Below are 12,391 nucleotides of genomic sequence, written 5' to 3' on the forward strand. Positions count from 1 at the left end.
TGCCCCTTCAATGTGGTCGTCCAAGCGGTGAGTGTCCACGATCGGCTAGTCCGAGCCGCCTGACATCAGCAGATCGTGGACACTCACCTCTTCGGCGGCGGGAGCCGGAGGGGCGGAAGCGACAGAGGACAGGACGCCACGGGCGACGGCGTCGTTCTCACGGAAGGCGAGCGCGTTCGTGCGAGGTCGCGAGAAGGCGCCGACGAACGGTGCCGACGTCGACGGCCCGACGGCGAAACGACGGGGGTGCGCGGTGCCGTCCGGGCGCCGGACGCGAGCATCGGCACCGATCACCGAGACGAGCCCGGTGGCGAAGCGGCGCGTGGTGACGGAGGCATCGGCACCGACACCGGCGTCGACACCATCGAGACCGACGGCAGGATCCGACACCACGTGCTCGACCCCGACCCCGCTCTCCACTAGATCCCGCAGCACCGGGTTGTCGCTCGTCGACACGCTCTCGGAGGGCAGCCACGCGTCGACGAGTGCCCGGGCCGTCACGACGTCGCTCGTGCTCGAGCCGCGCGCCGTGAACAGGCCGGTGGCTTCGTCGGCCGCGACCGTCATGCCGGCACCGAAGAACGTGACGATTCCGGCCTCGGCCAACGCCAGCATCTCTTCCAGACGGGGGCCGGGCGGCCCCGACGACACGAAGCTGAAGTACCGCACCCACCCGCCGCCGAGGTCGCGCTCGCGCGACTCGGCCGTCCAGTTCGGCGCATCGACGATGCCAAGCACGACGCCGTATGCCTGCAGCAGCGACAGGAAGAGTCCCTGGGTGGCACTGTGCCGGGGCTGAGTGCGCCGGTCGAGATCGTCGCGAATGTACTCGCGCACGGCGGCGTCGACGTCGGCGAGAGGCAGGCCTGCAGACGCCGAGCCGGCCGAAGCCTGCCCAACAGAAGACAACCCGTCGAGCGGCCGATCGAAACGCACGAGATCGAGCTCGTCGGCGGGGTCGACCAGCGCGCCGGCGACGAGCTCGTGACGATCGTCGCCCAAGGGGTCGACCGCGTCGAGCCGGGCCACGAACGACTCCCACGGGATGCGCACCCGCGACGGGTGCCCCGAGAAGAGCTCGGCGTAGTACCCGTGCAGCATCTCTTTCGCGATTGCGGGCCACACGTGCTCGCGAAAATCGAGTCGCTCGTGCGCGGCCACGAGCGATGCGGCGATCGGAGCGGAGAAGTACCGCGGAGCCGGAGGCGCTCCGACGAGGGCCGAGGTGATCTTCGAGTGGTACGGCACACCGCGGCCCGAGCCGATCACGATTCGTGGCTCCCGCCCCGACGGCGTGTAGCGGAGCACCCCGTCGACCCGCGTGAAGCGACCGCCGCGCCCCTCACCGAGCAGCACCAGCAGGTCGACGGCGGCGAGTCCGAGCCCGCGCACCAGTACCGTCTCGCCGGCGGCAATGCCGGAGAGGTCGGCATCGGCCGTGTACGACGGTGGCAGGTAGAAGAGGTCGTGGGCTTCGGCGAACGCCGCGAGGCCTGCAGACTCCATGTCGAGGGCGCTCGAGGAGTGACCGAGGGCGTACACCACCGCGTCGACCTCGATCGCGCCGCCGTGCTCCAGCCGCACGCGCTGGCGCCCGCCCGGCAGGTCGTCGACGCCCACCGCCGGATCCTCGTCGTGTGTCACCGTCACCCCCTCGGGCAGCCGCGACAGCGTGCGCCGGAGGAACCAGTCCAGGTAGAGGCTCTGCAGGCGCCTCGTGGGGAACTTCTTCGGGCCGAGGCCCGCGAGCTCGGTGGCGAGCGCAGGATCCGACGGGGTCACGTCGCGGATGAGACCGTCCCGAACCAGCCGCGCCCACTCGGCGAGGGAGGGCCCGGGCACGATCGGCCCCTCGATGGTGCTCGACGAGTCGGTGAACAGGGTGACGTCCTCGGCCAGCGAGTTGAGCTTCAGGAGGGGCGACTGGTCGAAGCGCCAGATGCGCCCCGGCCCGGCCGGGTGCGGGTCGATGAGGCGGATGTGCAGCTCGCCACCGAACTCGGCGTGGTTCTCGGCGAGGCGTTCGACGAGGCCGATCCCGCGCGGTCCGGCACCGATGATGGCGACGACCGTCGGCTGCGCGCGGTCAGCCACGGGCGTCGGCGGGCTCAGGTGGCGCTGTCGTCGCGGGGGTCGGCACGCCTGCACCACCCCGACGGGTGAGCGGGGCGCGCAGGCCGAGGTTTTCGCGGAGCGTCTCGCCCGGGTACTCGGTCCAGTAGATGCCGCGCTCCTGCATCGCGGGTACGAGCTTGTTCACGATGTCGTCGAGCCCGGTCGGCACCAGCCACGGGCTGACGTTGAATCCGTCGACGACGTGCTGCTCCGAGAACGGGATCAGCTCGTCGGCGATGCTGTCGGCCGTGCCCGCGAAGCCGCGACGGGTGCCGATCTCGATCACGAGCTCGCGCAGCGACAGCTTCTTGGTCTCGGCGAGGGCACGCCAGGCCGTCGCGGTTTCGAGGGCTTTAGCGGCCCGGAAGCCCGCGCCGCGCGTCTCGCCAGTCTCGGCCTGCACCGGGTCGAAGCTCGGCAGGTCTCCGTCGGGGTCGTGCCCGTCGAGGCTCGTACCCCAGAGCTGCTCGACGAAGGCCAGCGCGGTGGCCGGCGTGACCTGGTTCTCGCGCACCCAGCGCACCTTGTCGTCGACCTCCGCGAGGGTGTCGGCGATGATGAACTCCTGCCCGGGGAAGATCTTGAGGTCGTCGGCGGGTCGACCCGCGGCGACCGTGCGGGCGCGGATGTCGTGCGCGAAGTCGCGAGCCGCCTCGAATGTGTTGTGGGCCGAGAAGATGACTTCGGCGTGATTGGCGGCGAAGTCGCGCCCCTCCCCGGAGTCGCCGGCTTGGAACAGCACCGGGTGCTCCTGGGGGCTGCGCGGCAGCGATCCCGAGGCGTCGACCGAGTAGTAGCCCGTGTCGTAGTGGAACGGCGCGGGCGCGGCTCCCCACTGCGGCGCCCGCCGATCCACGGCGATGCCGGCCGGGTCGCGGGAATCCCAGACCCGCCGGGCGATCGCGATGACGTCGGCCGCGTGCGAGTAGCGATCGAAGTGATCGAGGTAGCCGCCGCGACGGAAGTTCTCGCCCGTCCAGGCGTTGTCGGTCGTCACGACGTTCCAGGCGGCTCGCCCGCCCGACAGCAGGTCGAGGCTCTGCAGCCGGTGGGCCAGGTCGACCGGGTCGTTGTAGGTCGTGTTCTGCGTTGCGACCAGGCCGATGTCGCGCGTGATCGCCGCGAGCGCCGCCAGCTGAGTGAAGGCGTCGGGGCGCCCCGCCACATCGAGGGCATGCAGTGCACCCAGGTGTTCGCGTAACCGCAACCCCTCACCGAGGAAAAACGCCGTGAACAGCCCGCGCTCGGCGGTCTCGATAAGGCGCCGGAAGCTCTCGAACTCCGTCTGCGACCCGCTGTCGGGGTGCGACCACACGGTCGAGAAGTTGACTCCCTGAAAGAAGACGCCCAATTGGATGCTCATCAAGAGACCTCCGCGAATCGGTTGACGGCCGCTCCGAGCCCGAGGCTCTCGCGGAGGGTGCTTCCGACGAGGGGCGACCGGAAGACGCCGACATCGCGGAGGCGGGGCACAACGGCGCGGGCCAGCTCGTCGAGGTCGTGGCCCAGCACGGCGGGCCGGATCCTGACGCCGTCGACGACATCGGTCATAGAGACGAGGATGCGCGCCAACCCCTCGGCGTCGCCGACGTAGCGCGCGCGACCGCTGCCGGCCCACACGGCGTGCTCGTTGAGAGCCGCGACGCGTTCGGCGCCGGTCTGCCCCGCCCGGTCGAGGGCGGTCTCGAGTTCGAGGATCACGCGGGTGTCGGCGGGATGAGCCGCGCGAGCCTCTCGGACAGCGCGAAGCGAGGCGTCGAGGGGCGCGTCGACCAGCACCACATCGGCGCCGATTCCCGAGTGGGCGGAGAAGACCGGCAACTGACCCTGCGGCGAGCGCGGCAGGATCGCCGGGCCCTTGACCGAGAAGCGGTGCCCCTCGAAGTCGGCGTAGTGCACTTTGGTGGGGTCGAAGAAGCGGCCGGTCGAGACGTCGCGGATAACGGCGTCGCCCTCCCAGGTATCCCAGAGGCGGCGGATGGCCTCGACGACGTCCGTCAGTTCTTCGGCGACGAGCGGGGCCGGGAGCGGTTCGCGGCCGTGTCGAGCGGCGATCCGGGGATCCTCGTCGCCTTCGATCAGCACCCCGGCACGCCCGAGCGAGGCCGTGTCGACGGTGGCCGTCTGGGTCGCCAGGTGGAACGGCTCGGTGTAGAGGCCGTGCACGACCGGAATGAGACCGAGAGCGCTGGTGAGCGGTGCGGTGAACGACGCCTGGAGCACGGCGTCGAGGCGGGCCGTCGGGCCGTCGACATCGTGTGGCGGCAGGGGGTGGTCGCTGAAGGTCACGGCGGTGACACCCGCGCGCTCGGCCGCGCTGACGTTCGCGCTGACCCAGGCGGCGCTCAGCAGCTCGCCGGGTTCGGCGTCGGCGTGCCGCCACGCGGCTGGGTGGCTGCCCGCTCCGTCGATGTCGACGATCACGGCGAAAGGAGAGGTGCTCATCTCCATCACCCTAAAGAGCACCCCCGCCCCGGCGCGCTCCCCCACGTCTCGCAACGTAACCCAGCCGGATGACCCTCCCCGATGAGCTGGTGCCAGGGGGTCGGCATCAGCAGATCGAGGAAAGTCACGACCCGCTAGTAGACGTAGAAGCCCTCACCGGTCGCGGTGCCGAGCTTGCCCTTGTCGATGTAGTTCTCTTTGAGGTAGGCGGCGAAGTACTGCGAGCCCTCGTCGGGCGAGGCGACCGACACGTTGTACGCCGTGGTCAGGCCGATCACGTCGAAGATCTGGAACGGACCGAGGGGCGCCCCGGTGCCGATCCGCCAGGTCTTGTCGACGGTCGCAGGATCCGCGACACCCTCGAGCAGCAACCCGGCGGCCGCATTCAGCAGCGGCACCAGCAAAGAGTTGAGCACGTAGCCCGCCTTCTCCTTCTTGATCTCGATGGGTTCGAGACCACTGCGCCGGGCGAAGTCGACGACCGCCTCGTAGACGGCAGGGTCGGTGTCGGTGGTGCCCATCACCTCGGCGGTGTTCTGCTGCCAGACGTGGTTCGCGTAGTGCAGCGCGAGAAAGCGCGTCGGCCGACCGGTGAACGACTTGAGGTCGCTCGGCAGAAGCGTCGACGAGTTCGTCGCGAAGATCGTGTGCTCGGGAGCCACCCCGGCGAGCTTCTCGTAGAGATCGCGCTTGATGTCGAGACTCTCGGGGACGGCCTCGATCACGAGGTCGGCCTCTTCGACCGCGTCGCCGAGGTCGGCGGTGAGCCGGATGCGGTCGAGAGCCGCGCGCGCTCCGCCGTTCTCGGATCCTTTGACTCGGTCGTGCTCGTACACGCCGACGAGCTGCTCGAAACGCGGGCCAGCCGCGGCGACGGCATCGTCGCTCACGTCGTAGGAGGTCACGTCGAAGCCGTGGAAGGCCGCCTGGAATGCGATCTGCGAGCCGAGAACGCCGCTGCCGAGCACGGTGACGCGTTGGATCGGGGCGATGGGGGAATCGGACATGGGGGGGTTCCTTTCAGGAGGGGGTGTCGGTGACGTAGATGGCTCGCAGCCAGACGGCGGCGAGGACATCGAGGATCCCGCCGGGGTCGATGGCAGGAGAGTCGCCGTTGAAAGCGGCAGTGAGCGCACGCTCGTTCATCAGGTTCAGGGCGATCGCGAGATCGCGGGCGTCGAGGTCCAGGGGGCCGTTCGGAGCCGCACCGCGAGCGCGCTCGGCGAGGATGACCTCGGTCGAGTAGTCGACCCACGACGCCATGGCCTTCGACCACAGCGCGTGCACCTCGGGGTTGCGGAGGCGCGCGGCGACCGCTGCGGCCGAGACCGCACGGTGGGCCGAGAAGACCTCGACGAACACGCCGATCGACTCACGCCAGACATCGGCCGGAGCCGCCGCGAAATCACGGGGCAGGGCCCCGACCCGGCGCTCGACCTCGCCGATAACGCGGTCGAGGAGGGCCAGGAGCACGTCGTCTTTTGACGAGAAGTAGAAGTAGAACGTGGGGCGCGAGATGCCGGCACCGGTGGCGAGCTCTTCGATCGAGATCTCGTCGAGCGGCTTGGTTGTGAGCAGGCTCTCGGCCGCGACCAGGATCGCCTCCTGTCGTTCGTCTCCCGAGACCCGGGTCGTCCGTCGTCCGCGCTGCACCATTCGTCCACTGTAGCGACCTTTCTCGACACGGTGTCGACAAACTCGACACGGTGTCGATAAAGTTGCCTGCATGAGCGAACACGTGGATGTGATCATCGTCGGAGCGGGCCTCAGCGGCATCGGAGCCGCGGCTCGCCTCAAGCGCGAACTGCCCGGCAAGACCTTCGCGATCCTCGAGTCGCGCGGGGCGATCGGCGGCACCTGGGATCTCTTCCGCTACCCCGGCGTCCGCTCCGACTCCGACATGTACACGCTCGGCTACTCGTTCCGCCCCTGGAAGGGCGCCAAGGCCATCGCGGACGGGGGGTCGATTCGCGAGTACATCGAGAGCACGGTCGACGACGAGGGGCTTCGGTCGCGGATCCTTCTCGGTCACCGCGTCGTCGACGCGTCCTGGTCGAGCGAGACGGCGCTGTGGACCATCACGGCGATCCGCACCGGTGACAGCGAGTACGTCGAAGGCGACGACACCGCAGGATCCGAGACGGTCACCTTCACCTGCGGGTTCCTGTCGGTCTGCTCGGGCTACTACCGCTACGACGAGGGCTTCACCCCCGAGATTCCCGGCCCGGAATCGTTCGAGGGCCGCCTCGTGCACCCCCAGCGCTGGCCCACCGACCTCGACTACGACGGCAAGCGCGTCGTGATCGTCGGCAGCGGAGCTACGGCGGTGACGCTCGTGCCGTCGATGGCGGGCCGCGCCGAGCACGTGACGATGCTGCAGCGCTCCCCCACCTACATCGCCGCGGTGCCGTCTCGTGACCACCTCGCCGACCGGCTTCGCGGACGCGTGCCCGACCGGCTCGCTTACGGCATCGTCCGGGCCAAGAACATCGTGTCGTCGATGCTCACGTACCAGCTCGCCCGCCGCCGACCCGAAGCCCTGAAGGCGATGCTGCGCAAGTCGGCCACCGAGAAGCTGCCTCAGGGATTCGCCGTCGACACGCACCTCGCCCCCACCTACGAGCCCTGGGATCAGCGCCTCTGCGCGATCCCGAACGGCGACCTCTACCGGTCGATCAGCGCGGGCGAGGCCGACATCGTCACCGACCGGATCACGAGGATCACGCCCACCGGAATCAACCTGGCTTCCGGAGCGCGACTCGACGCCGATGTCATCGTCACCGCCACCGGCCTCAACCTCTTGGTGATGGGCGGCATGACGCTCTCCGTCGACGGCTCCCCCGTCGATGTCTCCAAGGCCCTCACCTACAAGGGCATGATGCTCGCCGGGGTGCCGAACTTCGCCCTCACGATCGGCTACACGAATGCCTCGTGGACGCTGAAGGCCGACCTCGTCGCCTCCTACGTCTGCCGCCTGCTGGCGAAGATGGACCGGTCGGGCATCGCCTGGGTCATCCCCGTAGCCCCGACCGACGTCGTGGATGGCTACGTCGCACCGCTCATCGACCTCCAGGCCGGCTACGTGCTGCGAGGCGTCGGCCTGCTGCCTCAGCAGGGAGCGCGATCACCGTGGCGTCTGCACCAGAACTACCTGCGCGACTTCGGCCTGCTGCGTGCCGGCCGACTCACCCGCGACGTGCGGTTCGGACGCCGCGGCGAGATCGTTCCCCGGAGTGCGTTGATGGGATAGCGTCGTCGCAACCTCCTTGCACGAGCCAGAAGAGGCTGGTTAGGTGTTGTGCACGGGAAGCACGGCGCCTCCCCCGCGACGACGAAGGGTTCGGCCACCATCGACCGCTTCGATCCCGCCTCCACCGATTTTGGTGACTTCTTCGAGCCACTCGAGCCCGACCTCCTCTTCGAGTGCTCCGCCTCGGTGCAGGGCGAGCACAACGCCCTCTTCGTCTACCCCGGTCACATCGTCATCGAAGGCCCCGAGGTGCCTGTCGCCACAGCGTCGGTTGATGTCCAGACCATCGAGTCGTGGACTCTCGAGCGCGAGCCCACCGCCGTCCACCTGACCCTTGTCGGCGAGTCCGTCTGGGCTGCTCGCCTGCCGCCGACGCTCGCACCGGTGCTTGAGGTCGCGCTCGGCAAAGTGCTCGCCGACAAGAGGGCCGCCTAGCGCTTCGGTCGAGTTACGTGCGACCGCATCCTGATCAGGCCGCTCGACGCAAGACGAACCGGTCTGGTGCGGATTTCTGCAACAATTCGGCCTGTGTCGCCCGAGAAGAACAACCCCATCCGCACCGAGGTGGGTGGTCGTGATCTCGATCAGGCGCGAGCCATGTACGAAGACGACTACAACGGTCGAGGGTTCACGACCGGGTTGACCGAGGCCGACTTCGCCTACCGCTACACGGTCGCCGGCGACGACGAGATGACTCTGCGATCGTCCATGTTCCTCGGCGAGATCCGCGGGGCCATTCAGCCCGAAAACGAATACGTCGTCGCCTGGCTGACCGAGGGGCGGGGAATAGTCGATGCCTCGGCCGAGCAAACCGCCTTCGTACGCGGTCGGCCGATGATGTTCCCGACCGGTAAGCAGTTCGACTTCGAGATGTCGACCTACAAGCAGAGCCTCATCCACTTCAACGCCGGGTTCCTCGAGCGGGTCGCCGCCGAGGAAGAGGGCACACTGCCCGGCGCCCTGACTTTTCACCACACCGCCGTACCGTCGGCGTCGTCCCTCCAGGCGTGGCGCGACACGGTCGGCGAGGTCGCCAAGACGATCCTCCGCGGGGAGGCATCCGCGCTTGCCCGCTCCGAGGCCAATCGTCGCGCCGCGGTCTCGCTGCTGCGCACCTTCAGCCACACCGGCCCGCAGCTGCCCGAGGCGCTGCTCGCGCCGCGCAACGGGCGGCTCCGCGAGGCCGTCGAGTACATGCACTCGCACGCCGACCAGACGATCACGCCGACCACGGTCGCGCAGCACGCCGGGCTCAGCCTCCGCGGGCTCCAGGCGGCTTTCAAGAACCAGCTCGACATCTCGCCCACCGACTACCTGCGCGGCATTCGCTACGACCGAGCTCGGGTCGACCTGCTGAACCTGGCTCCTGGCGAGGTGACGGTCTCGGCCATCGCCGATCGCTGGGGCTTCACGCACGCGGGGCGCTTCGCGGCCGGCTATGCGGCTCGCTTCGGCGAGTCGCCCTCAGCGACGCTCGCGCGCTAGTCGCGAGTGACGTTCTGCACGTAGATCGCGCCGGTCGACACATCCTCTTCGAGCTTCTCGAGAGTGCGACCCTGGGTTTCAGGAACTGCGCGCCAGACGAAGAACAGCGACACCAGGTTGATCACGCCGAACGCGAAGAACGTGTTCGTGATGCCGAGCCCCGCGATGACCGTCGGAAAGTACAGGCCGACGAACGCGTTGGCGATCCACAGGCAGAAGACCGAGACGCCGATGCCGAAACCGCGCATCTTGAGGGGGAAGATCTCGGAGAGGGTCACCCACGTCGCGACGTTGAGGAACGTTTGCATCGAACCGACGAAGGCGACGATGAGCACGAGCAGCACCCACGGCCTGGCGGGGTTGCCGGCGGGCAGCACGACCGAACCGAGGCCGATGAGCAGGTGGCAGACGGCGACGAGAGAGAATCCGAGCAGGAAGGTGCGACGCCGGGAGAAGTGATCCATGATGCGGAGGGCGATGATCGCACCGAGGACGGCGACGATGCCCGGGGCGACGTTGGCGATGAGAGCGGCGTTGGCCGAGAACCCCGCCTCTTTCAGCACCGTCTGGCCGTAGTAGACGACCGCGTTGATGCCGGTGAGCTGCTGGGCGACACCCAGGCCGATGCCGACGAGGATGATGCGGACGAACCACTTGTTGCGCAGGATTTCGGCGATCGGCAGCGACTTGCGGCTCGCCTCCTCCGACGTCATGGACTCGACCTCGCCGAGCTCTGCCTTGGCGCGCTCTTTCGTGCGCAGAGTCGAGAGCACCTGGAGCGCCTCGTCGTCGCGACCCTTGCTGACGAGCCAGCGCGGCGACTCCGGCATCCGCATCATCCCGATGAAGAGGGCGATGGCGGGGAGCGCCTCGATCGACAGCATGATGCGCCAGACGCCGTTGCCCTCGCCCCACACGTTGCCGATGATCGCGTTGATGATGAAGGCGAGGAGCTGACCGAACACGATCATGAACTCGTTGCGACCGGCGAGCGACCCGCGGATCTCGAAGGGCGCGAGTTCGGCGAGGAACACCGGCACGACCGTCGAGGCAGCGCCGACGGCGAGCCCGAGGATCACGCGGCCCGCGACCATGACGCCGAACGACGGGGCGACGACACAGACCATGGCGCCGATGAAGAACAGCACCGACATGAGGATGATCGACTTGCGCCGACCCCACGCATCGGAGAGCCGACCCCCGGTGATCGCGCCGAGCGCGGCGCCGAAGAGCAGCGAGCTCGTGACGACGCCCTCGGTGAGGGTAGTGAGCCCGAGTTCGCGCACCATCGGAGACAGGGCTCCGTTGATGACGGCCGTGTCGTAACCGAAGAGGAGTCCGCCGAAGGTGGCGATGAGCGCCACTCGACCGAGACGCTTGCTGTGCGGCCCCTTCGTCAGGGGCGGAAGCGCCGCAGCCGCATCGCCGGCCGAGCCGGACCCCTGCTCTCGTGTGCTGGTCGACATCGGAACTCCTTTGTTCTAACAATAGGACAGGGTGACGTTATCACCTTTCCGTCCGGTCGTGCAGTCTGCCCGGTGCGCAACTGCCCATGCTGCTCACTCGCCGCTCGCGCCTGGCGCGCCCCTTGCACGCAGGCCCGCTCGCGAGACTCCGCGAATGGCCCATGCAGTCCGCCACGATGGGCCAAACGTGGAGTCTCGCTCCGTGGGCTGAGGGCCCCACCTCAGCGATCGACGGGCATCCACGCCGACGCCAGCTCGAGGGCACCCTCGAGCTCGGCCCGCTCCCCCAGCTCGGCCGCCGACACGGTGATCGCGGCGGCGATGGCGGGCTGCGAATACCGGCTGATCGACGATCGGACCCCTTCGAGCAGCGGCGCGCCGAGCGCCCCGAGTTCCCCGCCGACGATGAGCGCGTCGGGGTTGAGCAGATCGCACAGCTGGGCGAGCACGCGGCCGAGGGTGCGACCCGACTCGTTCAGTATCCGAGTGGTCATCTCGTCCGCCTCGGCGCTCAGATCGATGCTGCTCCTCTCCCACGCGGGATGCGTCAGCGCGATCTGGTCACGGAGCGACTCGACGGAGATCACCGCCTCTAGACAGCCGCGGTTGCCGCAGCGACACGACTCGATTCGGCCGGGGAGGTTGATGTGCCCGATCTCGCCGGCGATGCCGGTCGCGCCCATGTAGGGCTGCCCGCCGATCACGAGACCGGCGCCGATGCCGTGCGACGCCTTCACGTAGAGGAAGTTCGCGTGGCCGCGGCCCGCGCCGCGCCGCAGCTCGCCGTAGGCCCCGAGCACGGCATCGTTCTCGACTCGGACGGGTACGCCAAGGCGCCGCTGCAGTTCGTCGCGGGGTGCCAGTTCGACCCAGCTCGACAGGATCGTGGGCGATCTGACCCGGCCGGTCCGGGCGTCGAGGGGCCCGGGAATGCCAGCCACGACCGACCCGACGGCCGCGAGACCGGAGTCGCGCACGATCCCCGCGAGCATCTCGGCGGCCAGGTCGAGGGCCTCGAAGGCGCGGAGGTCGACGTCGAGCTCGCGCGACGCCTGACCGAGGAGCACCCCACGCTCATCGGCGACGGCGACGCGCACGTGATTATGGCCGAAGTCGATGCCGGCGACCGGCGAGGACGAGGTGGTGGCCACGAGACGGGTGGCGGGGCGGCCGCTGCCGGATCCTGGGCCCTTCTCTTGCTGCACGGTCTCGTAGACCCGACCCTCGTCGAGAAGACGCCCCACGGCCTGATTGACGGTGCTGCGCGACATCTTCGTCACCGCCACCAGTTCGGGCCTAGTCGTGCCGCCCGACGAGCGGATGAGCCCGAGCAGATCGTCGCGCGTGCGATCGCGGACGGAGACGTGCTCACCCTGGCCGGACATGGCAGAATTCTAGAGCCAAAATGCCACGAACGGTTTTGTTCGGTCATCGATCAAAAAACGTGAATTATTCTTGAGTTTGTTCGTTGACAGGCCGAGAGCCTCGCGCATAGCGTCCTGAGTGTTCCGTCACAGGCGGACTCGTCAGATCACGCGGCAAGGACGCCGAGAGGCACGCACACAGGGGTGTTGCGCGGCTGTTCCGAGACGCGACGACTGTTGTCAGAGAGGACAACTCAATGCATCAT

The 12,391-nt window shown here is 68.6% G+C and carries 10 protein-coding genes; 3 read left to right on the plus strand and 7 right to left on the minus strand.

The features are described from left to right. Positions 1-45: 45 nt before the first annotated feature. From ITJ49_RS12425 to ITJ49_RS12445, 5 genes are all read right to left on the minus strand, one after another. Entirely contained in the window at positions 46-2,094 is a 2,049-nt protein-coding gene (locus ITJ49_RS12425; RefSeq protein ID WP_194605761.1) for an FAD/NAD(P)-binding protein, read from the minus strand. After that, positions 2,087-3,478, minus strand: coding sequence for an NtaA/DmoA family FMN-dependent monooxygenase (locus ITJ49_RS12430; protein ID WP_194605763.1), 1,392 nt, complete (start codon positions 3,476-3,478; stop codon positions 2,087-2,089). The genes ITJ49_RS12425 and ITJ49_RS12430 overlap by 8 nt, the downstream gene beginning before the upstream one ends. Continuing rightward, positions 3,478-4,560, minus strand: coding sequence for an LLM class flavin-dependent oxidoreductase (locus ITJ49_RS12435; RefSeq protein WP_194605765.1), 1,083 nt, complete (start codon positions 4,558-4,560; stop codon positions 3,478-3,480). Before ITJ49_RS12435 ends, ITJ49_RS12430 begins: the two co-directional genes overlap by 1 nt. 134 nt (positions 4,561-4,694) lie before the next feature. Further along, entirely contained in the window at positions 4,695-5,567 is an 873-nt protein-coding gene (locus ITJ49_RS12440) for a 3-hydroxyacyl-CoA dehydrogenase (RefSeq protein WP_194605767.1), read from the minus strand. A gap of 13 nt (positions 5,568-5,580) precedes the next feature. Further along, positions 5,581-6,216 (minus strand): TetR/AcrR family transcriptional regulator, encoded by a 636-nt coding sequence (locus tag ITJ49_RS12445; protein WP_194605769.1) that lies wholly within the window; start codon positions 6,214-6,216, stop codon positions 5,581-5,583. Positions 6,217-6,286: 70 nt separating this feature from the next. Here ITJ49_RS12445 and ITJ49_RS12450 point away from each other — a divergent pair, with 70 nt between their 5' ends. From ITJ49_RS12450 to ITJ49_RS18240, 3 genes are all read left to right on the plus strand, one after another. Further along, the gene (locus ITJ49_RS12450; RefSeq protein WP_194605771.1) at positions 6,287-7,810 is read left to right on the plus strand and encodes an NAD(P)/FAD-dependent oxidoreductase; all 1,524 of its coding nucleotides are present in this window, start codon (positions 6,287-6,289) and stop codon (positions 7,808-7,810) included. Between the two features lie 48 nt (positions 7,811-7,858). Further along, positions 7,859-8,245, plus strand: a complete 387-nt coding sequence (locus ITJ49_RS12455; protein WP_194605773.1) for a hypothetical protein — start codon at positions 7,859-7,861, stop codon at positions 8,243-8,245. Positions 8,246-8,338: 93 nt separating this feature from the next. After that, a complete protein-coding gene (locus tag ITJ49_RS18240; protein WP_194605775.1) occupies positions 8,339-9,295 on the plus strand; it encodes an AraC family transcriptional regulator in 957 nt (318 codons plus the stop codon). Here ITJ49_RS18240 and ITJ49_RS12465 read toward each other — a convergent pair. After that, positions 9,292-10,761 carry a sugar porter family MFS transporter gene (locus ITJ49_RS12465; protein WP_194605777.1) on the minus strand — a complete coding sequence of 490 codons (1,470 nt, stop codon included), beginning with the start codon at positions 10,759-10,761 and terminating at the stop codon, positions 9,292-9,294. The genes ITJ49_RS18240 and ITJ49_RS12465 overlap by 4 nt on opposite strands. Before the next feature lie 221 nt (positions 10,762-10,982). Then, on the minus strand, positions 10,983-12,146 hold the full coding sequence (locus ITJ49_RS12470; protein WP_194605778.1) for an ROK family transcriptional regulator: 1,164 nt from the start codon (positions 12,144-12,146) through the stop codon (positions 10,983-10,985). Positions 12,147-12,391: the final 245 nt, after the last annotated feature.

The sequence above is a fragment of the Frondihabitans sp. VKM Ac-2883 genome (assembly GCF_015350875.1).
Taxonomy (GTDB): Bacteria; Actinomycetota; Actinomycetes; order Actinomycetales; family Microbacteriaceae; genus Frondihabitans.